The organism is Erythrobacter sp. HKB08, from assembly GCF_004114695.1.
Classification (GTDB): Bacteria; Pseudomonadota; Alphaproteobacteria; order Sphingomonadales; family Sphingomonadaceae; genus Parerythrobacter_A.
This window is the reverse complement of record NZ_CP035310.1, coordinates 1,971,059-1,993,894: the sequence shown is the minus strand read 5'-3', so window position 1 is coordinate 1,993,894 and position 22,836 is coordinate 1,971,059. Positions and strand designations below refer to the sequence as shown.

At 63.4% G+C, this 22,836-nt stretch carries 23 protein-coding genes; 22 read left to right on the top strand and 1 reads right to left on the bottom strand.

Annotated elements, in window-relative coordinates; genetic code table 11:
• Positions 1-11: 11 nt before the first annotated feature.
• On the bottom strand, positions 12-1,208 hold the full coding sequence (locus EO245_RS09625) for an acetyl-CoA C-acyltransferase (protein ID WP_128892721.1): 1,197 nt from the start codon (positions 1,206-1,208) through the stop codon (positions 12-14).
• A gap of 167 nt (positions 1,209-1,375) precedes the next feature.
• Here EO245_RS09625 and EO245_RS09620 point away from each other — a divergent pair, with 167 nt between their 5' ends.
• From EO245_RS09620 to EO245_RS09515, 22 genes are all read left to right on the top strand, one after another.
• Complete coding sequence (locus tag EO245_RS09620) at positions 1,376-2,809, top strand: coniferyl aldehyde dehydrogenase (protein WP_128892720.1); 1,434 nt, start codon at positions 1,376-1,378, stop codon at positions 2,807-2,809.
• Complete coding sequence (locus EO245_RS09615) at positions 2,806-4,065, top strand: hypothetical protein (RefSeq protein ID WP_128892719.1); 1,260 nt, start codon at positions 2,806-2,808, stop codon at positions 4,063-4,065. Before EO245_RS09620 ends, EO245_RS09615 begins: the two co-directional genes overlap by 4 nt.
• Before the next feature lie 119 nt (positions 4,066-4,184).
• Entirely contained in the window at positions 4,185-4,559 is a 375-nt protein-coding gene (ndhC, locus tag EO245_RS09610; protein ID WP_128892718.1) for an NADH-quinone oxidoreductase subunit A, read from the top strand.
• Entirely contained in the window at positions 4,550-5,101 is a 552-nt protein-coding gene (locus tag EO245_RS09605) for an NADH-quinone oxidoreductase subunit B family protein (protein ID WP_128892717.1), read from the top strand. The genes ndhC and EO245_RS09605 overlap by 10 nt, the downstream gene beginning before the upstream one ends.
• A complete protein-coding gene (locus tag EO245_RS09600; protein ID WP_128892716.1) occupies positions 5,101-5,955 on the top strand; it encodes an NADH-quinone oxidoreductase subunit C in 855 nt (284 codons plus the stop codon). The genes EO245_RS09605 and EO245_RS09600 overlap by 1 nt, the downstream gene beginning before the upstream one ends.
• Positions 5,952-6,545, top strand: coding sequence for a hypothetical protein (locus tag EO245_RS09595; RefSeq protein WP_128892715.1), 594 nt, complete (start codon positions 5,952-5,954; stop codon positions 6,543-6,545). The genes EO245_RS09600 and EO245_RS09595 overlap by 4 nt, the downstream gene beginning before the upstream one ends.
• A complete protein-coding gene (locus EO245_RS09590) occupies positions 6,542-7,753 on the top strand; it encodes an NADH-quinone oxidoreductase subunit D (protein ID WP_128892714.1) in 1,212 nt (403 codons plus the stop codon). Before EO245_RS09595 ends, EO245_RS09590 begins: the two co-directional genes overlap by 4 nt.
• Positions 7,753-7,932 (top strand): hypothetical protein, encoded by a 180-nt coding sequence (locus EO245_RS09585; RefSeq protein ID WP_128892713.1) that lies wholly within the window; start codon positions 7,753-7,755, stop codon positions 7,930-7,932. Before EO245_RS09590 ends, EO245_RS09585 begins: the two co-directional genes overlap by 1 nt.
• A complete protein-coding gene (gene nuoE, locus EO245_RS09580; RefSeq protein WP_128892712.1) occupies positions 7,925-8,596 on the top strand; it encodes an NADH-quinone oxidoreductase subunit NuoE in 672 nt (223 codons plus the stop codon). Before EO245_RS09585 ends, nuoE begins: the two co-directional genes overlap by 8 nt.
• Positions 8,593-8,781 carry a hypothetical protein gene (locus EO245_RS09575; protein WP_128892711.1) on the top strand — a complete coding sequence of 63 codons (189 nt, stop codon included), beginning with the start codon at positions 8,593-8,595 and terminating at the stop codon, positions 8,779-8,781. Before nuoE ends, EO245_RS09575 begins: the two co-directional genes overlap by 4 nt.
• On the top strand, positions 8,768-10,060 hold the full coding sequence (gene nuoF / locus EO245_RS09570) for an NADH-quinone oxidoreductase subunit NuoF (RefSeq protein ID WP_128892710.1): 1,293 nt from the start codon (positions 8,768-8,770) through the stop codon (positions 10,058-10,060). Before EO245_RS09575 ends, nuoF begins: the two co-directional genes overlap by 14 nt.
• Complete coding sequence (gene nuoG, locus EO245_RS09565; RefSeq protein WP_128892709.1) at positions 10,060-12,075, top strand: NADH-quinone oxidoreductase subunit NuoG; 2,016 nt, start codon at positions 10,060-10,062, stop codon at positions 12,073-12,075. The genes nuoF and nuoG overlap by 1 nt, the downstream gene beginning before the upstream one ends.
• Positions 12,072-13,127, top strand: a complete 1,056-nt coding sequence (gene nuoH / locus EO245_RS09560; protein ID WP_128892708.1) for an NADH-quinone oxidoreductase subunit NuoH — start codon at positions 12,072-12,074, stop codon at positions 13,125-13,127. Before nuoG ends, nuoH begins: the two co-directional genes overlap by 4 nt.
• Positions 13,124-13,612: an NADH-quinone oxidoreductase subunit NuoI gene (gene nuoI / locus EO245_RS09555; protein WP_128892707.1), complete on the top strand. Its 489-nt coding sequence runs from the start codon at positions 13,124-13,126 to the stop codon at positions 13,610-13,612. Before nuoH ends, nuoI begins: the two co-directional genes overlap by 4 nt.
• A gap of 27 nt (positions 13,613-13,639) precedes the next feature.
• The gene (locus EO245_RS09550; RefSeq protein WP_128892706.1) at positions 13,640-14,260 is read left to right on the top strand and encodes an NADH-quinone oxidoreductase subunit J; all 621 of its coding nucleotides are present in this window, start codon (positions 13,640-13,642) and stop codon (positions 14,258-14,260) included.
• Positions 14,261-14,357: 97 nt separating this feature from the next.
• Positions 14,358-14,663, top strand: coding sequence for an NADH-quinone oxidoreductase subunit NuoK (gene nuoK / locus EO245_RS09545; RefSeq protein ID WP_128892705.1), 306 nt, complete (start codon positions 14,358-14,360; stop codon positions 14,661-14,663).
• A 4-nt stretch (positions 14,664-14,667) separates the two neighbouring features.
• On the top strand, positions 14,668-16,656 hold the full coding sequence (gene nuoL / locus EO245_RS09540; protein ID WP_128892704.1) for an NADH-quinone oxidoreductase subunit L: 1,989 nt from the start codon (positions 14,668-14,670) through the stop codon (positions 16,654-16,656).
• A complete protein-coding gene (locus EO245_RS09535) occupies positions 16,656-18,221 on the top strand; it encodes an NADH-quinone oxidoreductase subunit M (protein WP_128892703.1) in 1,566 nt (521 codons plus the stop codon). The genes nuoL and EO245_RS09535 overlap by 1 nt, the downstream gene beginning before the upstream one ends.
• A complete protein-coding gene (gene nuoN / locus EO245_RS09530; RefSeq protein ID WP_128892702.1) occupies positions 18,221-19,684 on the top strand; it encodes an NADH-quinone oxidoreductase subunit NuoN in 1,464 nt (487 codons plus the stop codon). The genes EO245_RS09535 and nuoN overlap by 1 nt, the downstream gene beginning before the upstream one ends.
• Complete coding sequence (locus EO245_RS09525; protein WP_128892701.1) at positions 19,681-20,391, top strand: biotin--[acetyl-CoA-carboxylase] ligase; 711 nt, start codon at positions 19,681-19,683, stop codon at positions 20,389-20,391. Before nuoN ends, EO245_RS09525 begins: the two co-directional genes overlap by 4 nt.
• A gap of 14 nt (positions 20,392-20,405) precedes the next feature.
• Positions 20,406-21,182: a type III pantothenate kinase gene (locus EO245_RS09520; protein WP_128892700.1), complete on the top strand. Its 777-nt coding sequence runs from the start codon at positions 20,406-20,408 to the stop codon at positions 21,180-21,182.
• Between the two features lie 9 nt (positions 21,183-21,191).
• A complete protein-coding gene (locus EO245_RS09515) occupies positions 21,192-22,835 on the top strand; it encodes a ribonuclease J (RefSeq protein WP_128892699.1) in 1,644 nt (547 codons plus the stop codon).
• The last annotated feature ends 1 nt before the right edge of the window (position 22,836 follow it).

Sequence of the window (22,836 nt, the reverse complement as noted above, 5' to 3'; positions counted from 1 at the left end):
CGGGGCTGGGGTCAGACGAGTTCGACAGCCACCGCCGTCGCTTCGCCACCGCCGATGCAGAGCGATGCGACGCCGCGCTTCTTGCCCTGCTTTTTCAGCGCGTTGAGCAGCGTCACGATGATCCGCGTGCCGCTGGCCCCGATGGGGTGGCCAAGCGCCGTGCCGCCGCCATTCACGTTGATCTTGGCATGGTCGATGCCGATGTCGCGCATGGCGAACATCGCGACGCAGGCGAAGGCCTCGTTCACTTCCCACAGGTCCACATCGTCGACCGACCAGCCCGCGCGCTCGAGCACCTTCTCGATCGCGCCGATAGGGGCGGTCGTGAACTTGGCCGGCTCCTGGGCGTGCGCAGCCATGGAGACGATCTTCGCAACCGGCTGATGGCCATTTTCCCTGGCGACGCTTTCGCGGGTGAGCACGACTGCTGCGGCACCGTCCGAGATCGAGCTGGAGGTTGCGGCGGTGATCGTGCCGTCCTTGGCGAAGGCAGGGCGCAGGGTCGGGATCTTGTCCGGACGGCCACGGCCCGGCTGTTCGTCCGTATCGACGACGACTTCGCCCGCGCGGGTCGCGATGGTTACCGGGACCACCTCGTCGGCGAATGCGCCGCTTTCGATCGCCGCATTCGCACGGCGCAGCGATTCGATGGAGTAGTCGTCCATCTCTTCGCGGGTCATCTGGTATTCGTTGGCGGTTTCCTGCGCAAAGGTGCCCATGGCGCGGCCTTCCTCATAGGCATCTTCGAGCCCGTCGAGGAACATGTGGTCGTAAGCCGTGTCATGGCCGATCCGCGCGCCCGAACGGTGCTTCTTGAGCAGGTAGGGCGCATTGGTCATGCTCTCCATCCCGCCGGCGATGACGGTGTCGACCGTGCCCGACGCGAGCGCTTCTGCGCCCATGATCACGGTCTGCATGCCGCTGCCGCAGACCTTGTTGACGGTCGTCGCCTGGACCGACTTCGGCAGGCCCGCCTTTAGGGCCGCCTGGCGGGCAGGGGCCTGGCCGAGACCGGCAGGAAGGACGCAGCCCATGTAGATGCGGTCGATCTTGTCGCCGCTCACACCGGCACGCTCGACCGAAGCCTTGACTGCTGTGGCACCGAGGTCGGTCGCTGCAACGTCTGCGAGTACGCCCTGCATCCCGCCCATAGGGGTACGGGCATAGGAGAGAATGACGATCGGATCGGCTTCGGAAAACTGCGGCATGAGCTCGCCCCTTGCGTGAGTTGATTGGTTGTCAGGCGATGTAGTGCTGCACTGCGGCAAAGGCAAACCGCATTCGGTTGCATTGCCGCAGCCTCGCTTGACGCTTGTGTTTCGCGCGCGCTTGCTCGACAACCGTGGCAAAGAAAAACCGATAAGGGAGAGCACCCATGGCTACCGACCACTCCGCCGACCTGCAGGCGATCCTCGACAAGCAGCGCAAGGCTTTCACCGCCGCGAGGCCCGAGGGGCTCGATGTGCGCAAGGACCGCATCAAGCGCGCCATCGCGCTGCTGGTCGATCATGCGGAACCGCTGTGCGAAGCGATGAGCGAGGACTTCGGCAGCCGCAGCCAGTCGCAGAGCATGATGACCGACATCGTCGGGACCATCAATTTCGGCAAATACTGCCTCAAGCACATGGACAAGTGGTCCAAGCCGGAGAAGCGCAAGCTGCAGTTCCCGCTCGGCCTGCTCGGCGCGAAGGCGCAGCTGCGTTATGAACCGAAGGGCGTGATCGGCATTCTCAGCCCGTGGAACTTCCCGGTGAACCTGTCCTTCGGCCCGCTGATGCAGGTACTCGCCGCCGGCAACCGCTCGATGATCAAGCCGAGCGAGTTCACCGAAAAGACGTCGGACCTCACCAAAGAACTGGTCGAGAAGTATTTCTCCGAAGACGAGGTCGCAGTCGTGACCGGCGGTCCGGAAGTCGCACACGCGTTTTCCTCGCTGCCATTCGACCATCTCGTCTTCACCGGGTCGACCGCGACCGGGCGCAAGGTGATGGAAGCCGCTTCGCACAACCTCGTTCCCGTCACGCTGGAACTGGGCGGCAAGTCGCCGGTCGTGCTCGGCCGTAGCGCCAATTTCGAGCAGGCGGGCGAGCGCATCGCGATGGGCAAGATGATGAATGCCGGCCAGATCTGTCTCGCACCGGACTACATGTATGTGCCCGAAGAGCGCGAGGAGGGCGCGATTGCGGCCGTCGAGCTTGGCGTGCGCAACATGTACCCCTCGCTGCTCGACAATGACGACTATGCCTCGGTCGTGACCGACCGTCACTTCGACCGCCTGCAGGGGCTCGTCGAAGATGCACGCGAGAAGGGCGCCGAGGTGATCGAGATCAACCCGGCGGACGAGGATTTCTCCAACACCAACTCGCGCAAGATGCCGCTGACGATCCTGCGCAACGTCAATGACGACATGCAGGCGATGCAGGAGGAAATCTTCGGCCCGGTCCTGCCGGTGAAGACCTACAAGAGTGTGGGCGAGGCGATCGACTACGTGAACGAGAAGGACCGTCCGCTCGGCCTCTACTACTTCGGCGACGATGCGGGCGAGCGCGAGGAAGTGCTTCAGCGTACGATTTCCGGCGGCGTGACGGTCAACGACGTGATCTTCCACGTCTCGATGGACGACCTGCCCTTCGGCGGCGTCGGGCCTTCGGGCATCGGTTCGTACCACGGGCCGGAGGGTTTCCGCGAGTTCAGCCACGCACGTTCGGTCTACACCCAGTCGAAGAAGGACATCGCGGGTATCGCCGGGTTCAAGCCGCCCTATGGGGACCGCACGAAGAAGGCGATCAGCACCCAGCTCAAGAAGTGAAGGCAGCGCTCGCAGTCGTGGGCGCAGGCTTGCTGTGGGCCTGCGCCGCCACGCCAGCGGTCGATACAGCGGTCGCGAGCGAGGAAGCTGCCCCGGGGCATGAATGGAGCCCTGTCCATCCGAACATTGGCCTCATTCGCGACTACGACGGCCTGAAAGAGCTTGCGCGGGACTTCCCCGACAGCAGTTCGGTCCGCCGGCGTTTGCTCGCAGCGGAGATCGAAGAGGACCGGGTCGAGGATGCAATGGCATCGCTCGAATGGCTGTACGATCGGGGATACATCTTCAGCGATCGCGGAAAGGCCGCGATCTCGCAGATGCTCGCCGGTGTCGACCCCGGCCGGATTGCCGAGCGCCTGCGCGCCGATAGCGAGGTTATCGCGACCAGCGAGGTCGTCGCGACGATCCCTGCCGAGGCGGGGCTGGTCGAGAGCGTGTTGCTCGACCTCGATACAGGCAGGATGGCGGCAACGTCCGTTTCCGGGGGCAGCGTCTGGGCCGGATCGGCAAGCGGCCCATGGCAGGAAATCAGGCCGGAAAGCGTAGCAAATCTCAGCGGGATCGTTTTCGAGCCTAGCTCGGGCCGCATCTGGGTTGCTGCCGGTGCGATCGACGGTGCGAAAGACCCGGAGCCTCGCTTCACCGGACTGATCGGGTTGGATGCGGCAGGCGGCGCTGAAATCCGTATTGCCGCGCCGGAAGGGGCAAACCTGTCCGATCTCCACCGCCGCGACGGAGTGCTCTACGCAAGCGACCCGATCGGCGGAGGGGTCTACAGCTACCGTATCGGCGCGGATGCGATGCGGACGCTCGTTCCCCCGAAGATTCTCCGCTCACCGCAGGGACTGGTCACCAGCGAGGACGGACGCACGCTCTATGTGAGCGACTACAGCTATGGCCTCGCCGCCATCGACATCGAAAGCGGGCGAGTGAGCCGCGTCTCGACCGAGCTTCCGATCTTGCTCGACGGGATCGACGGACTCTGGCGGCAGGGCAATGAACTCATCGCGGTCCAGAACGGCATCAATCCGATGCGCATAGTCGGCCTGACGCTCGGCAGTGATGGTCGCTCGATCGTCGGACATCGCGTGCTCGAGCAGGCGAATCCCGAATGGATCGAACCGCTTTCGGGGTATCTGGGGCGCGGTGCGCTCTACTATGTCGGGAACGGCCAGTGGGGCAGCTTCGTCGAGGGCGAGCTGGCTGATGGCAAGACGCTGGCTCCGACGCAGATTCGCAAGCTGGCGACCGACTGAAAAGGGCAGGTTCCGCCTTTCGCAACATCCGGCGCAGGGATTACACGATTCGTCCCCTTGCACCCGCAAGCCGAGGGGCCTAGAGGCGGGCGCAGTTTTGAGCCCTGATGGATTAACGCGTGGTCGATCTCAGCCAATATCTCCCGATCCTGCTGTTCCTGCTCGTTGCGGTAGGTCTTTCGGCAGCATTCGTGTTCCTGCCAATGGGCGTCTCCCGCCTGACCGGAACGCACAATCCCGATGCGGAAAAGCTCAGCGAATATGAATGCGGCTTCCCCGCGTTCGAAGAGCCCCGCAGCCAGTTCGACGTGCGCTTCTATCTCGTGGCGATCCTCTTCATCATCTTCGACCTCGAAGCGGCATTCCTCTTCCCGTGGGCTGTGAGCCTCGACGTGACGGGCTGGCCGGCTTGGTTCACGATGATGATCTTCCTTACCGAATTGATCGTGGGCTTTGCCTACGCGTGGAAAGTGGGAGCTCTCGAATGGGAGTGAACGAAACCCTTCCTCCGGCGGCGCAGGGTGGTGAAATCCGCCAGCCCGACCAGGATTATTTCAACGCCCTCCAGGCCGAGGTGAACGACAAGGGCTTCCTCGTCACTTCGACCGAGGACCTGTTCCAGTGGGCGCGTACCGGTTCGCTCTGGTGGATGACCTTCGGCCTTGCGTGCTGCGCGGTCGAGATGATCCACGTGAACATGCCGCGCTACGACATGGAGCGTTTCGGCGTCGCCCCGCGCGCCTCGCCGCGCCAGTCGGACGTGATGATCGTCGCAGGCACGCTGTGCAACAAGATGGCTCCGGCCCTGCGCAAGGTCTACGACCAGATGTCGGACCCGAAATACGTCATTTCGATGGGCAGCTGCGCCAATGGCGGCGGCTACTATCACTACAGCTATTCGGTCGTGCGCGGCTGTGATCGCATCGTGCCGGTCGACATCTACATCCCGGGTTGCCCGCCGACTGCCGAGGCGCTGCTTTACGGCGTCATGCAGCTGCAGCGGAAAATCCGCCGTGCAGGGACGATCGAACGCTGATGGCTGTCCTTCACTCCGCACCGAAGATCGCTTCGAACGAAGGCGTAAGTGAGGCTCTTTCCAAGGCGCTCGGCGGTATGCTCGTCGACGCTCATGAAGAGCATGGCGAAATCCTCTTCCGCGTGAAGCGCGAGAGCATCGAGGATGCGCTGCGCCTGCTGCGTGACGAACACGAATACCAGCAGCTGATGGAGATCGCCGGCGTCGACTACCCGTCGCGTCCCGAGCGGTTCGAAGTCGTCTACATGCTGCTGAGCTTGACCAAGAACCACCGTATCATGGTCAAGTGCTCGACCGACGAAGCGACGCCGGTTCCGACCGTCACGACGCTGTGGCCGAATGCGGGCTGGCTCGAGCGCGAGGTGTTCGACATGTTCGGTGTCCTTTTCGAAGGCAACACCGACCTGCGCCGCATCCTGACCGACTACGGCTTCGAAGGGCATCCCTTCCGCAAGGACTTCCCGATGACCGGCTATACCGAGCTGCGGTATTCGGAAGACGAGAAGCGCGTCGTGTACGAGCCGGTGAAGCTCGCGCAAGACATGCGCACCTTCGACTTCATGAGCCCTTGGGAAGGCGCGGATTACGTGCTCCCGGGCGACGAGAAGGCGGATACGCCTCCTGTCGACGAGCCGAAGACCACGGAAAAGCCGTCCGATACCGGTGCCGGTGCCAAGGCCGACGCCAAGGCTGCCGAGAAAGTCAGCGCCGACGCGCCGGCCGAGAAGGACACCGACGTCGCCGAGGATGCGCCCGAGCCGACCGAGGACCGGGCCGACCGCGCGGAGCGCAAGGGCAAGACCAAGGACACCCCGGCTGCCACCGAGGTCGACAAGGAGGACGACGAGAAGTGAGGAAAATTCCTCTCCTTGTTGTTTTCGGAGGCGTCAGCCTCGTCGCCGGGTGCCAATGCACGCCGGAGCAGTCGGCTGCGCCCGGTGAAAGCGCCGAGGAATTCGCCGAACGCGTCGAAAGCGCGAACGACGATGGCGCCGACGACTTCGCCGACCGCATCGCATCGGGTCCGCTCGGTGCGCCGACCGGCACTGCCCAGCCGCCCGAGAAACTCGTCGCCGTGTCGCAGAACGCCGCCGCCAGGCTCGGCAAGACCGACGGCGGCTGCAAGTTCGAGCAGGGCGGCGAAACCGTCTTCGTCGCGGGCGCTACCAGCAATACCGATACCTCGGGCCGCGCTGTCGTCGTGATCAACGGGGTCGAGCGCGTCATGGGCGGAGCCGATCTCGGCGGCGCCCAGGCGATTGAATCCGGCCCGACCGTTGGCGACGGTGAATTCACCGTCTCCGTCATCCGGGGCGAGGGCGCTCCGAAAGAGCCGGCTGTCAACACTTACCAGTGGCCGGCCCAGCTCGTCATCACCAGCGGTGCGGGGCAACGCCGCTATCCTACCGGAACCTGGACCTGCACCACAGGAGAAGCAGCATGAGCCTGCAGCTCGAAGAGTCGCCGACCACCGGCGACGAGGTCATCACCAACTACACGATCAACTTCGGCCCGCAGCACCCGGCGGCGCACGGCGTTCTTCGCATGGTCATGGAGCTCGATGGCGAGATCATCGAGCGTATCGACCCGCATGTCGGCCTGCTGCACCGCGGTACCGAGAAGCTGATCGAGCAGCGCACCTACCTTCAGTCGCTGCCCTATTTCGATCGTCTCGACTACTGCTCGCCGCTGGCGCAGGAATACAGCTACGTCCTCGCTATCGAGAAGATGCTGAATGTCGAGGTGCCGGAGCGTGCGCAGTACCTTCGCGTGCTGTTCGCCGAGCTGACCCGCATCTGCAACCACATGCTCAACATCGGCGCCCACGTGATGGACGTTGGCGCGATGACGCCGAACCTATGGGTGTTCGAGCTGCGCGAAGACTGCATGAACTTCTTCGAGCGGGCCTCGGGCGCGCGCATGCACAGCGCGTGGTTCCGTCCGGGCGGTGTCCATCAGGACGTGCCGGAAAAGCTCCTCGTCGACATCGGCGAATGGCTCGATACGCGTCTGCCGGAGCTGTTCGGCGACGCTATGAGCCTCGTTCTCGACAACCGCATCTTCAAGCAGCGCAACGTCGACATTGCTGTCGTCAGCCGTGACGACGCGATCGCCTGGGGCTTCTCGGGCCCGATGATCCGCGCCGCCGGCGTTCCGTGGGACCTGCGCAAGGCGCAGCCTTACGACGTCTACGACCGCATGGACTTCGAAATCCCGGTCGGGACGAATTCCGACTGCTACGACCGCTTCGTCGTGCGCGTGAAGGAAGTCTACGAGAGCGCGAAGATCATCAAGCAGTGCCTCGCCGAAATGCCGGAAGGTCCGGTCGCGAGCACCGACGGCAAGGTCTCCCCGCCCAAGCGCGGCGAGATGAAGCAGTCGATGGAAGCGCTAATCCACCACTTCAAGCTCTACACCGAGGGCTTCCATGTCCCGGCGGGCGAAGTCTACGTCGCGACCGAAAGCCCCAAGGGCGAATTCGGCGTCTATCTCGTCAGCGACGGGTCGAACAAACCCTACCGCTGCAAGATCCGTCCGACCGCTTTCAGTCACCTCCAGGCGATGGACATGATGAGCAAAGGCCACATGCTGCCCGACGCGACCGCCATTCTCGGCGCGATCGACGTCGTGTTCGGGGAGTGTGACCGCTAGTGCTCCGCGAAATTTTCATCTTCATCGCGGCATTCGCGGCCTTCGCTTCGGCGGTGGCGGCGTATCTCGTCGCGTTTCACGGGCAATCGAGCCTCAAGGAAATCCTCTCGACGGCCTTCGCTGCCGTCATCGGCCTCTATGTCGGCCGTTATCTGCAACACAGGTTGATCCATGGCTGATCGTACACCCGCACCCGATACGCCGGAACTGCGCGAGCGTTGGGGCAATTTCGCCTTCAACGCCGACTACAAGGCGAAGGCCGACAAGGCGATTGCGCGCTATCCCGAAGGGCGCCAGCGCTCTGCGGTGATGCCGCTGCTCGACCTTGCCCAGCGCCAGGTCGGTGAAGAGACCAACACGCAGGGCTGGCTGCCGCTGCCGGTGATCGAATATGTCGCCGACTATCTCGGCATGCCGGTCATCCGCGTTCTCGAAGTCGCGACCTTCTATTTCATGTACAATCTCAAGCCGGTAGGCCGTTATCACGTGCAGGTCTGCGGCACGACGCCGTGCATGCTGCGCGGTTCGGACGGGCTGTTCGAGACTTGCAAGAAGCGCGGCATGAAGAAGGGCGAGGTGTCGGAAGACGGCCTGTGGACCCTCACCGAAGTCGAATGCATGGGCAATTGCGCAACCGCGCCGATGGTCCAGATCAACGACGATAATTACGAAGACCTGACGCCGGAGCGTCTCGACGCCGTGCTCGATGCGCTTGCCAGGGGCGAACAGCCGAAGGCCGGTACGCAGGAGCCGGGCCGTCATACGTCCGAGCCGAGCGGCGGTCCGACCACGCTCAAGGAAATGGTCGAGGCGAACCACGACTATCGCGGTGAGTGGTCATGAACGGCGGAGTGATCGCCCTCGCAATTGCCGGTGTCGTCGGCTTTCTCGCCGGCGCCTATCTCGCCTCGGCGGGCGAGCGTTCGACCGGCATCGCGCTGATGGCGATGGGACTGATTTTCCAGGTGCTGTGCCTGCGGCAGCTGAAACTGGCGAAAACGAAGGATATCGACGATGCTGGCCGATAAGGATCGCATCTTCACGAACGTCTACGGCTTCCAGGACTGGGGCCTGAAGGCAGCGCAACAGCGCGGCGACTGGGACGATACCAAGTCGCTCATCGCGCGCGGCCAGGACGCGATCATCGAGGAAATCAAGACCTCTGGCCTGCGCGGCCGCGGCGGTGCGGGCTTCCCGACCGGCCTCAAGTGGTCGTTCATGCCGAAGGAAAGCAAGGACGGCCGTCCCAGCTTCCTCGTCATCAATGCCGACGAATCCGAGCCGGGTTCGTGCAAGGACCGCGAGATCATCCGCCACGATCCGCACAAGCTGATCGAAGGCGCGCTGGTTGCCGGTTTCGCCATGCGCGCGCGTGCGGCCTACATCTACATCCGCGGCGAATACATCCGCGAGGCCGAGACGCTGCAGGCTGCGATCGACGAGGCCTATGATGCCGGCCTGATCGGCAAGAACGCTGCGAAGTCGGGCTACGATTTCGACGTCTTCCTGCACCGCGGCGCGGGCGCCTACATCTGCGGTGAAGAAACCGCGATGATCGAAAGCCTAGAAGGCAAGAAGGGCCAGCCGCGCCTCAAGCCGCCGTTTCCGGCAGGCGCGGGCCTCTATGGCTGCCCGACCACGGTCAACAACGTCGAGAGCATCGCGGTCGTCCCGACGATCCTGCGTCGCGGCGGTTCGTGGTTCGCCAGCTTCGGGCGCGAGAACAACAAGGGCACCAAGCTGTTCCAGATCAGCGGCCATGTGAACAAGCCTTGCGTGGTCGAGGAAGCGCTCAGCATCCCGTTCAGCGAGCTGATCGAGAAGCACTGCGGCGGTATCATCGGCGGCAAGGACAACCTCCTCGCCGTGATCCCCGGCGGTTCGTCGGTTCCGCTGGTCCCGGCAGAGCAGATCTGGGACGCACCGATGGATTTCGACGGCCTCAAGGACCTCGGCTCGGGCCTCGGCACGGCCGGTGTCATCGTGATGGACAAGTCGACCGACATCGTCCGCGCGATTTCCCGCATCAGCTACTTCTACAAACACGAGAGCTGCGGCCAGTGCACGCCCTGCCGCGAAGGTACTGGCTGGATGTGGCGCATGATGGAGCGCCTGCGCGAAGGCGATGCGGCGATCGAGGAAATCGACATGCTGCAACAGGTCACCAAGCAGGTCGAAGGCCATACCATCTGCGCCCTGGGCGATGCGGCCGCATGGCCGATTCAGGGCCTCATCCGCCATTTCCGTCCGGAGCTCGAGCGCCGGATTCACGAACACAACGCCAAATTCGCTGAGGCAGCCGAATAATGCCTAAGGTCACAGTAGACGGACAGGAAATCGAGGTTCCGGACGGTGCGACCGTCCTGCAGGCCTGCGAAATGGCCGGGAAGGAAATCCCGCGTTTCTGCTATCACGAGCGGCTGTCGATTGCCGGCAACTGCCGCATGTGCCTCGTCGAGGTGAAGCCCGGACCGCCCAAGCCGCAGGCGAGCTGTGCGCTCCCGGCGACCGAAGGGCAGGACATCCGCACCGACACCGAAATGGTGAAGACCGCGCGCGAAGGCGTGATGGAATTCCTTCTCATCAATCACCCGCTCGACTGCCCGATCTGCGACCAGGGCGGCGAGTGCGACCTGCAGGACCAGGCTGTTGCCTATGGTCGTGGCGGTTCGCGCTACCAGATGAACAAGCGGGCGGTGACCGAGAAGTACATGGGTCCGCTGATCAAGACGGTGATGACCCGCTGCATCCACTGCACCCGCTGCGTGCGTTTCTCCGAAGAGATCGCCGGCGTGGACGAAATCGGCGCGCTGTATCGCGGCGAGGACATGCAGATCACCACCTATCTCGAGCAGGCCGCGCAGCACGAGCTGTCCGCAAACGTCATCGACCTTTGCCCGGTCGGCGCGCTCACCTCGCGCCCCTATGCGTTCGAAGCGCGTCCGTGGGAGCTCAAGAAGACGCTCAGCATCGATGTTTCCGACGCGGTCGGCGCGAACATCACCCTTTATTCCAAGGGCCGCGAAGTCATGCGTGCGCTTCCGCGCAACAATGACGACGTCAACGAGGAATGGCTGTCCGACAAGGGGCGCTACCAGGTCGACGGGCTGACTCGCCGCCGCCTCGACAAGGTCTTCATGCGCAAGCGCGGCAAGCTCCAGCCTGCCGGTTGGGACGAGGCCTTCAAGGCGATCGCCAAGCAGCTCAAGGGCAACACCAAGAGCATCGCGGCCGTCGCGGGCGACATGGTCGACTGCGAAACGATGTTCGCTACCAAGTCGCTGCTCAAGGCATGTGGTTCGAACCTCGTCGAAGGTCGCCAGACCGGCATGGATTACGACGTGTCGAACCTCGCGGCCGTGAATTTCAACTCGACCCTCGCGGGTATCGAGACCGCCGATGCGATCCTGATCGTCGGCAGCCACGTGCGCTGGGAAGCGCCGCTGGTGAATGTCCGCCTGCGCAAGGCGGTCAAGCGCGGGGCGAAAGTCTTCGTGCTCGGCCCGGAATGGGATCCGACCTATCCTGCCGAATTCATCGGCAACGATCTTTCGGCCCTGTCGAACCTTCCGGCCAGCGTTACCGACGCCTTCAATGGTGCCGAGCGCCCGGCGATCATCATGGGCGGCGCCGCGCTTGCAAAGGGTGCGCTCGCTGCGGGCCTTGCTGCGGCAGACGCGCTTGGCGTCGTCAAGGACGGGTGGAACGGCTTCAACGTGCTGCACTTCTCCGCGGCGCGCATGGGCGGCCTGATGCTCGGCTTCGCGCAGAAGGGCGGCATGGCGGATATCGCCAAAGCTGCTCCGAAAGTGCTCCTCTCGCTCGGCGCGGACGAGATGGATTACGAGCCTTACGCCGACAGCCTGAAGGTCTACATCGGCCATCACGGCGACAAGGGCGCGCATTCGGCCGACATCATCCTCCCGGCGGCAAGCTTCGCCGAGAAGGACGGAACCTTCGTCAACACCGAAGGCCGCGTGCAATATGCCGAGAAGGCCGTTTTCGCGCCGGGTGACGCGCGCGAGGACTGGACGATCGTTCGCGCGCTTGCGGATGCGCTCGGCGTGAACGTCGGCTTCGACAGCTTCGACGAACTGCAGTCGGCCATGATCAAGGCCGTGCCTGCGCTCGGCGAGGAAGGCCTTGCCGACCTCGGATCGCTGCCGAAGGCCGATGGCGCTGCGAAGGCTGAAGGCACGATCGATGCCTATCCGATCAAGGATTTCTACCTCACCAACCCGATCGCGCGTGCGAGCGGCGTGATGCAGCAATGCTCGGCCGAGCTGCTGCACGGCGAAGAACTTGCGGAGGCAGCGGAATGACCGAATTCTTCCAGAACCTCGGCATGACCTACGAATGGGCGTGGTTCACTGCGACCGTCGCAGGCATCCTGCTGATCGCGCTGCCGCTCATGCTGGCAGTCGCGATGATCATTTACATGGACCGCAAGGTTTGGGCGGCGATCAACCTGCGTCGCGGGCCGAACGTGGTCGGGCCTTTCGGCCTGCTCCAGTCTTTCGCCGACGGTCTCAAGGTATTCCTGCAGGAAACCATTATCCCGAGCGCGGCGAACAAGGGCATCTTCATCCTCGCGCCGATCATCACCTTCACCGTGGCGCTCGCCGCCTGGGCCGTGGTGCCGTTCGATGCGGGCGTGGTGCTGGCGGACATCAACGTCGGCCTGCTCTACATCCTCGCGATCAGCTCGCTGTCGGTTTACGGCGTGGTCATGTCGGGCTGGGCGTCCAACTCGAAATACCCGTTCTTCTCCGCCATGCGCGCCGCCGCACAGATGATCTCTTACGAAGTCTCGATCGGCTTCATCCTGATCTGCGTCGTGCTGTGGGCGGGCACCTTCAACCTCAGCGACATCGTCGAGGCGCAGAAGGGCCACGGCCTCGGCTTCGTGAACGGCTACTGGTTCAACCTGCTGCTTTTCCCGATGTGGGTGATGTTCTTCATCTCCAGCCTCGCGGAAACGCAGCGCGTTCCCTTCGACCTTACCGAGGCTGAATCGGAACTCGTCGCCGGTTACCAGACCGAATACAGCTCGATGAGCTTCGCGCTCTTCTGGCTCGGCGAATATGCCAACATCCTGCTGATGTGCACGCTCAACGCGCTGCTCTTCTTCGGTGGCTGGTTGCCGCCGGTCGACTGGGCGCCGCTCTACGAAGTGCCGGGCATCATCTGGCTGTTCGCCAAGATCCTGTTCTTCTTCTTCATGTTCAGCTGGGTCATGGCGACCGTACCGCGCTATCGCTACGACCAGCTGATGCGGCTTGGCTGGAAGGTCTTCCTGCCGCTGAGCCTGTTCTTCGTCGTCGCCATTTCCGGATATCTGATGGCCACGGGCCACTATGGAGCCGCCGCATGACCTCGGTCGCGCATCTCGTAAAATCGTTCACCCTGTGGGAGTTCGTGAAGGCGCATGCCCTCACGCTGAAGTACTTCTTCAAGCCCAAGGTGACGATCAACTATCCGTTCGAGAAGAACCCGCTCAGCCCGCGTTTCCGCGGTGAGCATGCCCTGCGCCGGTATCCCAACGGGGAAGAGCGCTGCATCGCCTGCAAGCTGTGCGAGGCGATCTGCCCGGCGCAGGCAATCACTATCGAGAGCGAACCGCGCGAGGACGGCAGCCGCCGCACCACGCGCTACGACATCGACATGACCAAGTGCATCTACTGCGGCTTCTGCCAGGAAGCCTGCCCGGTGGATGCGATCGTCGAAGGGCCGAACTTCGAATACGCGACCGAAACGCGCGAGGAACTGCTCTACGACAAGGCAAAACTGCTGGCCAACGGGGACAAGTGGGAGCGTGCGATCGCCGCGAACCTTGAAGCCGATGCGCCCTACCGCTAACCGCGCCGCAACTGAGAAACGGGGCACATGATTCAAACAATCGCCTTCTACTTTTTCGCGGTCCTCGTCATCGCCAGCGCGGTGATGGTGATCACGGCGAAAAACCCGGTCCACTCGGTGCTGTGGCTGATCCTCGCGTTCTTCAACGCGGCGGGCCTGATGGTGCTGGTCGGCGCGGAATTCATCGCGATGCTGCTGGTCGTCGTCTACGTCGGCGCGGTCGCGGTGCTGTTCCTGTTCGTCGTCATGATGCTCGACATCGACTTCGCCGAACTGCGCGCCGGTTTCATCCGCAATTTCCCTCTCGGGATCGCCATCGCGCTGGTCCTGCTGGCGGAGCTGGTGCTGGGCATCGGCGCCTACCAGGCCGGAGCGCTCGAACTCGGCACGCCGAGCGGCGAGGGCGCCCCGCGCGTGGGTGAAAGCAATATCGAGAGCCTCGGTGTCCTGCTTTACGGCAAGTACCTGTTCCTGTTCGAGGCTGCGGGCATCATCCTGCTCATCGCGATGATCGGCGCGATCGTGCTGACGCACCGTCCGCCCAAGACGCAGCGCGGCCACCAGAACATCGCCAAGCAGAACCAGCGCCGCCCCGAGGACGCGACCGTCATGAAGCGTCCTGAAGTCGGGAAGGGGGTCGAGCTCTGATGGGCCTCGGTATCTGGCAGATCCTGATTTTCCTGATCGTCCTGGGCGCACTGGGACTGGGCGCACTCGTCCTTGTAGCTTCGAGAAAGGGACGCAAATGATCGGCGTCGAACATTACATCGTCGTGAGCGCAGTCCTGTTCGTGCTTGGCGTGCTCGGTATCTTCCTCAACCGGAAGAACGTGATCATCATCCTGATGGCGATCGAGCTGATCCTGCTCAGCGTCAACATCAACCTCGTCGCTTTCAGCGCATTCCTGAACGACCTCGTCGGCCAGGTCTTCTCGATGTTCGTGCTGACCGTCGCGGCGGGCGAGGCGGCCATCGGGCTCGCCATTCTCGTTATTTTCTTCCGCGACCGCGGCACGATCGCGGTCGATGATGTCAGCCGGATGAAAGGCTAAGCTCTTGTCCGAAATTCTCATCATCGTCTTCCTGCCGCTGCTGGCTGCGATCGTCGCAGGGCTGGTCAACAAGGCCGCGCCGAGCGTCTTCGCCAAGTCGATTACGACCGGCGCGCTGTTCATTTCGGCAGGCCTGAGCTGGCCGATCTTCCTCGATTTCTGGGCCGGCGATGCACAGGCGACCGTGGTCCCCGTGCTTCAGTGGGTCCAGTCTGGCTCGCTGGAGTTCGACTGGGCGCTGCGCGTCGACACGCTGACCGCGGTCATGCTGGTGGTCATCAACACCGTCTCCGCGCTCGTCCATCTCTATAGCTGGGGCTACATGGAGGAAGACCCGGACCAGCCGCGTTTCTTCGCCTACCTGTCGCTCTTCACCTTCGCCATGCTGATGCTGGTGACGGCGGACAACCTGGTGCAGATGTTCTTCGGTTGGGAAGGCGTCGGCCTTGCATCCTACCTCCTGATCGGTTTCTGGTTCCGCAAGCCGAGCGCCAATGCCGCCGCGATCAAGGCATTCGTGGTCAACCGCGTGGGCGACCTCGGCTTCATGCTCGGCATCTTCGGTACGTTCCTGGTGTTCGGCACGGTGTCGATCCCCGAGATCCTCGAAGCCGCGCCCGCCATGAGCGGCAGCGACATCACCTTCCTCGGCATGCGCCTCTACACGATGGATATCCTGTGTATCCTCCTGTTCATCGGCGCGATGGGCAAGTCGGCCCAGCTCGGCCTGCACACCTGGCTGCCGGACGCGATGGAAGGCCCGACGCCGGTCTCCGCGCTGATTCACGCAGCCACCATGGTTACCGCCGGCGTGTTCATGGTCTGCCGCCTTTCGCCGATGTTCGAAACCGCGCCGACCGCGCTCGCGATCGTCACCTTCGTTGGTGCCGCGACCTGCCTCTTCGCAGCGACCGTCGGCACGACGCAGTGGGACATCAAGCGCGTCATCGCCTATTCGACCTGCTCGCAGCTCGGCTACATGTTCTTCGCCGCTGGCGTGGGCGCCTACGGCGTCGCCATGTTCCACCTGTTCACACACGCCTTCTTCAAGGCGCTGCTGTTCCTTGGTGCAGGCTCGGTCATCCACGCGATGCACCACGAGCAGGACATGCGCTATTACGGCGCGCTGCGTAAGGAAATCCCGATCACCTTCTGGGCGATGATGGCGGGCACGCTCGCGATCACCGGCGTGGGTCTCTACGGCCTTGGAGGCTTCGCGGGCTTCTATTCCAAGGATGCGATCCTCGAGGCGGCTTTCGGTCGCGGCACCGAGCTGTCGCAGTTCGCCTTCTTCGTCGGCTGCTTCGCCGCGCTGCTGACCAGCTTCTACAGCTGGCGCCTGATGTTCCTCACCTTCTGGGGCAAGCCGCGCTGGATCGAGAGCGAACACATCCAGCACTCGGTCCACAAGACGCCGGAAGAAGCCGGTGCCGACACGACCGGTGGCTACCACCCGCATGAAAGCCCGATCTCGATGCTCGTCCCGCTCGGCGTGCTATCGCTCGGCGCGATCTTCGCAGGCTTCCTGTTCAGCGAAGCGTTCGTCGACGGCGCGGAGTTCTGGGCAGGCTCGGTCTATTACAACGAAAACCTGATCCACGCGCTGCACGGCGTCCCGACCTGGGTGAAATACGCGCCTTTCGCGGTGATGGTGGTCGGCCTCGTGATCGCGTGGTTCGCCTACATCAAGGACACGTCGATCCCGGGCAAGTTCGTCGAGCAGTTCGGCTACCTGCATGCCTTCCTGTACAACAAGTGGTACTTCGACGAGCTCTACAACCTCGTCTTCGTCAAGCCGGCCTTCTGGATCGGTCGCCAGTTCTGGCAGAAGGGCGATGTCGGTATCATCGACCGCTTCGGGCCTAACGGTGCCGCATGGGTCGTCGCCAAGGGCTCCGTCGCTGCGAAGCGCGTGCAGTCCGGCTTCCTCAATACATACGCGCTGGTCATGCTCCTCGGCCTGGTCGCCGCAATCACCTGGATCCTGATGTAATGGACGGCTTCCCGATCCTTTCCGTGATGCTCCTCGTGCCACTCGTGGCGGCAGCGGCGTGCCTGTTCCTCGATGCGAACGGTGCCCGCTGGACGGCGCTGGTGGCGACGCTCGCCAATCTCGCGCTCGGCATCCTGCTATGGCTCAACTACGATATCGGCGGTGCCCAGTGGCAGTTCGTCGAGCGGGCTGAGCTGTTCGCGGGCTTCAGCTACGCGCTCGGTATCGACGGCATCGCACTGATGCTGATCGTTCTCAGCGTCTTCCTGATGCCGATCTGCATCCTCGCCAGCTGGGACGCGATCAAGACCCGCGTCGGCGAGTACATGGCTGCCTTCCTGGTCATGGAACTGCTCATGATCGGCGTATTCGCCGCGCAGGACCTGTTCCTGTTCTACATCTTCTTCGAAGCCGGCCTGATCCCGATGTACCTGATCATCGGTATCTGGGGCGGGGCGAACCGCATTTACGCAGCCTACAAGTTCTTCCTCTACACGCTGCTCGGCTCGGTCCTGATGCTGATCGCGATGCTGTGGATGGTGAGCACTGCAGGCACGACCGACATCCCGACGCTGATGCAGTACGACTTCCCGGCAGGCGCACAGACCTGGTTGTGGCTGGCTTTCTTCGCGAGCTTCGCGGTGAAGATGCCGATGTGGCCGGTCCACACCTGGCTGCCCGATGCGCACGTTCAGGCGCCGACTGCGGGTTCGGTCATCCTGGCCGGCGTACTGCTGAAGATGGGCGGCTACGGCTTCATCCGCTTCAGCCTGCCGATGTTCCCCGAAGCGAGCGCACAGTTCGTCTGGCTGATCCTCGGCCTGTCGATGGCGGCGGTGGTCATCACCAGCCTCATTGCGCTCGTGCAGCACGACATGAAGAAGCTGATCGCCTATTCCTCGGTCGCGCATATGGCGATCGTGACGGCGGGCCTCTTCGCCTTCAATCCGCAGGGCCTCGAAGGCGCGATGATCATGATGCTGAGCCACGGCCTGGTGTCGGGCGCGCTGTTCCTGTGCGTCGGCGTCATCTACGACCGCCTGCACACGCGCGAGATCGACCGCTACGGCGGCCTCTCGATCAACATGCCGAAGTACGCGCTCTTCTTCCTGCTCTTCACCATGGCGAGCATCGGCCTGCCGGGCACCAGCGGCTTCGTTGCCGAGTTCCTCAGCCTGATGGGCGTTTACGAGGTGTCGAGCGTTGCGACCTTCGTCCTGACAACCGGCATCATCCTTGGTGCGGGCTACATGCTCTATCTCTACCGCCGGATTGCTTTCGGCGAACAGAAGAACGCCGATGCGGCCGCGATGCCCGACATCAACCTGCGCGAATGGATCATGCTGACCCCGATCGCTGCGGCAGTGCTGTGGATGGGTGTCTATCCCGAAAGCTTCCTCGCGCCGATGCGCCAGGACATCGCCGCACTCGATGCACGCCTCTCGCGGGCCGAGCCGGCCGGTGACGCCAAACTCGAAGCGGGCGCCCCGCGCGACCGCAATGCCAATTTCGTCGAACCCTCGGAGACGCATGGCGAAGGCCATGAAGGCGAGGGAGAACACTGATGAGCTACGCCTCTTCCCTCTATTTCACGCTGCCGGAAATCATCCTTTCGGTTGCCGGCCTGATCCTCGTGCTGGTTTCGGCCTTTGCGGGCAAATCCTCGGCGCGTTTGGTGACGATCCTTGCGGTCGTAGCGCTGTTCGGCGCGGGCATCTTCACCGCTCACCTGCTGACCGATCCGTCCTATGCCCTGGGCGGAGATGCGTTTGGCGGCGTGTACCGCATGGACGCGTTCGGCAGCCTGTCGAAGATACTGATCTATCTCGCGACCATCGGCTGTCTCATCGTGACGCCCCGCTTCTTCGCGGCGAGCGGCGAGTACCGCCCCGAATATCCGGTTCTCATGGTCTTCGGTGCCGTCGGCATGGGGATGATGGTTTCGGCCGTCGACCTGATGACGCTCTACATCGGCCTCGAGCTGTCGAGCCTCGCGTCCTACTGCCTTGCGAGCTTCGCGCGTAGCGATGGCCGTTCGGCGGAAGCGGGCCTCAAGTACTTCGTCCTCGGCGCGCTCGCCTCGGGCATCCTGCTTTACGGCATGAGCCTCGTCTACGGCTTCACCGGCGCGACCGACTACCTGTCGATCCGTGCCGCCATGGGTGATGGCATGTCGACCGGCTTGTTGTTCGGTGTCGTATTCGTCCTCGCTGGCCTCGCGTTCAAGATCGCCGCCGTGCCGTTCCACATGTGGACGCCCGACGTCTACGAAGGCGCGCCGACGCCCGTCACCGCTTTCTTCGCCACTGCGCCCAAGGTTGCTGCCGTTGCGATGCTCATGCGCATCGCGCTCGACCCGTTCGGGCCGGAGCTCGATGCTTGGCGCCAGATCGTGATCTTCGCGGCGCTTGCATCGATCGTAGTCGGTGCACTCGGAGCGATCGGGCAGGAGAACCTCAAGCGTCTGCTCGCCTACAGCTCGATTAACAACGTCGGCTTCATCCTGATCGGCCTTGCCGCCGGTACGCAGGAAGGCGCAGCGGCCATGCTGATCTACCTCGCCTTCTACGTGGCCATGACGCTCGGCAGTTTCGTCGCGATCCTGTTGCTGCGCGACAAGGACGGCAAGCAGGTCGAAAGCATTGCGGACATCGCAGGCCTGTCGCGCTCGCATGGTGCGCTCGCGCTGTGCCTTGCGATCATGATGTTCAGCTTGGCCGGTATCCCGCCGCTGATGGGTTTCTGGGGCAAGTTCGTCGTCTTCCGCGCCGCGGTGGAGGCCGACCTCATCCTGCTCGCGGCGATCGGTATCGCGGCCAGCGTCATCGGCGCGTTCTACTACCTCAAGATCGTCAAGGTCATGTACTTCGACGATCCGGCAGAGGTCGTGGAAGGCAAGGGCGAGACTTCGCACTGGGTCGTGCTCGCACTCGCTACGCTGTTTGTCTCGCCGCTCGGCTTCCTGCTGACCATCTGGCTGGGTGACTGGGCCGACCGGGCAGCAGCAGCGCTCTTCTTCTCGGCTTGATCGAAACCGTCGCAGAAACCGGATCGACCAACGCGGATCTCGCATCGCGGATCCGCGACGGTCGGCACGTGCCCGAAGGCGACTGGCTGGTCGCCGACCGCCAGGTCGCCGGTCGGGGGCGGCAGGGACGCAAGTGGTTCGACGGTAGCGGGAACTTCATGGGCTCGACCGTGATCCATCCCACCGATCGAGACCCGCCCGTCCACACGCTAACCCTGGTTGCGAGCCTCGCGCTCTACGAGGCGCTGCTTCCCTTGATCCCCGATCCCTCGGCCCTGCAGATCAAATGGCCGAACGACCTGATGCTCAAAGGCGCGAAGCTTTCGGGCATCCTGCTCGAGCGGGAAGGGCAGGCTGTGGTCCTCGGCATCGGCGTGAACCTCGCCGCCGCGCCAGAACTCGAGGATCGCGCGACAATTGCGCTTTCCGATGTCGGTCCGGCCCCTTCGCGCGATGTATTTGCCGAAACGCTGGCGGATAGCGTCGCGCGCGAGCTCGACCGCTGGCGGCAGTTTGGCCTTGCCCCGATCATGCGGCGTTGGCTCGCTGCGGCCCATCCGGTGGGCACTCCGCTGCAGGTTCATGGCGAAGAATCGCAGGCCGTTGAGGGCCAGTTTGCCGGATTGAGCGATGAAGGTTCGCTCTTGCTGCGCTTGGAAGACGGCACCACACGTGCCATCCATGCCGGCGACGTGATGCTCGCCTGAAGGAGAAGGCTGTCATGCTGCTTGCTGCCGATGTCGGAAACACCAATGTGGTCTTCGCCCTGTTCGACGGGCGGGAGATCAAGGCGCGCTGGCGCATCGCGACCGATCCGCGCAGGACGGGCGATGAATATGCCGTGTGGCTCCTCCAGCTGCTCCAGATCGAGGGCGTGGATCGCAAGGAGATCACCAACATCATCGTCGGTTCGGTCGTCCCGCGCGCGATCCACAATCTGACCGTCCTGAGCGAGAAGTATTTCGGCGTCACGCCGATGATCGCCGGGCAGGCCGACGCGGACTGGGGCATTTCGGTCGATGTCGACGAGCCGCGCTCGCTCGGCGCCGACCGCGCACTCAACGCCATCGCCGCGCATGCCAAATATGACGGCGACTTGATCGTCATCGACTTCGGCACCGCGACCACTTTCGACGCGGTCGATTTCAACGGTGCTTACAAGGGCGGCATCATCGCTCCGGGCATCAACCTCTCGCTCGACGCACTCGTCGGGAACACCGCCAAGCTGCCGCGCATTGCCATCAAGTCGCCGGAAAGCGACAGCGTCATCGGAACCAACACCGAAGACCAGATGCTGATCGGCGTCTTCTGGGGCTATGTCGCGATGATGGAAGGGCTGATCGAGCGCATGCGCGCCGAGATCGGTCGCCCGGCCAAGGTCATCGCGACCGGCGGCCTCGCCATCCTGTTCGACAAGCACACGGACATGTTCGACGCTGTCGATTCCGATCTTACCCTCGAAGGGCTCGCAATCCTCGCGGAGCGGGCCGCACAATAAAGACGAAATATGAAACGCAATTTCACGCCCGAGAAGGAACTGCTCTTCCTGGCCCTTGGCGGGTCGGGCGAAATCGGCATGAACGTCAACCTCTACGGGGCGGACGGGAAATGGCTGATGGTCGATCTCGGCATGACGTTCTCGGGCAACGAGTACCCGGGGATCGATCTCGTATTTGCCGACCTCGAATTTATCGAGGACCGTCTGAAAGACCTCGTCGGCATCGTGCTGACGCATGGGCATGAGGACCATATCGGCGCGGTGCCGTATTTCGCCGCCGACCTCGGTGTGCCGCTCTACGCGACGCCGTTCACCGCAGAGCTGGTTCGTCGCAAGCTGGAGGAAGCCGGACTGACCAACGAGGTCGAACTGCATGAAGTCGACGATCTCGAGCAGTTCGAGCTCGGGCCGTTCTCGGTCCAGTACGTCCCGCTCGCCCATTCGATCGCGGAAGGAAACGCCCTGCTGATCGAGACCGCACACGGGCGCATCTTCCACACCGGCGACTGGAAGCTCGACGAAGATCCCATCATCGGCGAGCCTACCACCGAAGAGGAACTGACCGCGCTCGGCGACGAGGGCATCACGGCGCTGGTGTGCGATTCGACCAACGTCTTCAATCCCAACCCCAGCGGATCCGAAGGCGCGGTGTTCAAGGGGCTGATGGAGGAGGTCGCAAAGCACAGTGGGCGCCGCGTGCTGGTCACGACTTTCGCCTCCAACGTCGCGCGCCTGCATACGCTGGGCGAAGTCGCGCGGGAGACTGGACGGCAGATCTGCGTGGCCGGTCGCTCGCTCGATCGCATCATCGATGTCTCGCAAGCGAACGGCTATTTGCTCGATTTCCCGGAAACGGTCGATTTCGATACCGCCATGCGCCTTCCGCGCGGCGAGGTGCTGATCATCGCCACCGGCGGGCAGGGGGAGCCGCGTGCGGCCCTCTCGCGCATTGCGGAAGAGAACCATCCGCTGGAACTGGTGTCCGGTGATGTCGTGCTCTTCTCAAGCCGCCAGATACCCGGCAACGAGATTTCTATAGGCAAGGTGCAGAACCAGCTCGCCGAGCGCGGTATCGTCATGGTGACCGACCGCCAGAGCGAAATCCACGTTTCCGGCCACCCGGGACGGCCTGAGCTAGAGGCGCTTTACGGTTGGATCCGTCCCGAGGTTCTCGTGCCGGTGCATGGCGAGATGCGGCACATGCAGGAACAGGCTCGCCTCGGCCGCGCCAACGGCATCGAGCATACCGTCGTGCAGAAGAACGGCGACATCGTCCGCCTCGCGCCGGGCAAGCCTGAAAAGCTGGCCGAGGTGAGGGCAGGGCGCCTTGTCCTCGATGGCGACATCATCGTGCCGGCCGACGGGGAAGCGGTCGCGATGCGGCGCCGGATTGCCTACAATGGCGCGATCTTCGTCGCGCTGACCCGCGACCTTGAGGCTCACATCGACCTGCTCGGCCTGCCGCTCGACGAAGACGAAGCCGATTTCATCGCAGAAACCAAGGAAGACATTTCCGAGGCGATCGGCAAGCTCAAGGGCGCGATGCGCAGCGAGCCCGGTGCGATTGCCGAAGCGGCTCGTCTCGCCACCCGCCGTGCTGCACAGCGCTGGAGCGGAAAGCGTCCTCAAGTCCGCGTCATGCTGGTAGGATAGC

What these genes read in the sequence shown, in the direction of transcription:
- EO245_RS09625 (WP_128892721.1), bottom strand. Translation starts at nt 1,208, where the DNA reads ATGCCGCAGTTTTCCGAAGCCGATCCGATCGTCATTCTCTCCTATGCC.
- EO245_RS09620 (WP_128892720.1), top strand. Translation starts at nt 1,376, where the DNA reads ATGGCTACCGACCACTCCGCCGACCTGCAGGCGATCCTCGACAAGCAG.
- EO245_RS09605 (WP_128892717.1), top strand. Translation starts at nt 4,550, where the DNA reads ATGGGAGTGAACGAAACCCTTCCTCCGGCGGCGCAGGGTGGTGAAATC.
- EO245_RS09600 (WP_128892716.1), top strand. Translation starts at nt 5,101, where the DNA reads ATGGCTGTCCTTCACTCCGCACCGAAGATCGCTTCGAACGAAGGCGTA.
- EO245_RS09590 (WP_128892714.1), top strand. Translation starts at nt 6,542, where the DNA reads ATGAGCCTGCAGCTCGAAGAGTCGCCGACCACCGGCGACGAGGTCATC.
- nuoE (WP_128892712.1), top strand. Translation starts at nt 7,925, where the DNA reads ATGGCTGATCGTACACCCGCACCCGATACGCCGGAACTGCGCGAGCGT.
- EO245_RS09575 (WP_128892711.1), top strand. Translation starts at nt 8,593, where the DNA reads ATGAACGGCGGAGTGATCGCCCTCGCAATTGCCGGTGTCGTCGGCTTT.
- nuoF (WP_128892710.1), top strand. Translation starts at nt 8,768, where the DNA reads ATGCTGGCCGATAAGGATCGCATCTTCACGAACGTCTACGGCTTCCAG.
- nuoG (WP_128892709.1), top strand. Translation starts at nt 10,060, where the DNA reads ATGCCTAAGGTCACAGTAGACGGACAGGAAATCGAGGTTCCGGACGGT.
- nuoH (WP_128892708.1), top strand. Translation starts at nt 12,072, where the DNA reads ATGACCGAATTCTTCCAGAACCTCGGCATGACCTACGAATGGGCGTGG.
- nuoI (WP_128892707.1), top strand. Translation starts at nt 13,124, where the DNA reads ATGACCTCGGTCGCGCATCTCGTAAAATCGTTCACCCTGTGGGAGTTC.
- EO245_RS09550 (WP_128892706.1), top strand. Translation starts at nt 13,640, where the DNA reads ATGATTCAAACAATCGCCTTCTACTTTTTCGCGGTCCTCGTCATCGCC.
- nuoK (WP_128892705.1), top strand. Translation starts at nt 14,358, where the DNA reads ATGATCGGCGTCGAACATTACATCGTCGTGAGCGCAGTCCTGTTCGTG.
- EO245_RS09535 (WP_128892703.1), top strand. Translation starts at nt 16,656, where the DNA reads ATGGACGGCTTCCCGATCCTTTCCGTGATGCTCCTCGTGCCACTCGTG.
- nuoN (WP_128892702.1), top strand. Translation starts at nt 18,221, where the DNA reads ATGAGCTACGCCTCTTCCCTCTATTTCACGCTGCCGGAAATCATCCTT.
- EO245_RS09520 (WP_128892700.1), top strand. Translation starts at nt 20,406, where the DNA reads ATGCTGCTTGCTGCCGATGTCGGAAACACCAATGTGGTCTTCGCCCTG.
- EO245_RS09515 (WP_128892699.1), top strand. Translation starts at nt 21,192, where the DNA reads ATGAAACGCAATTTCACGCCCGAGAAGGAACTGCTCTTCCTGGCCCTT.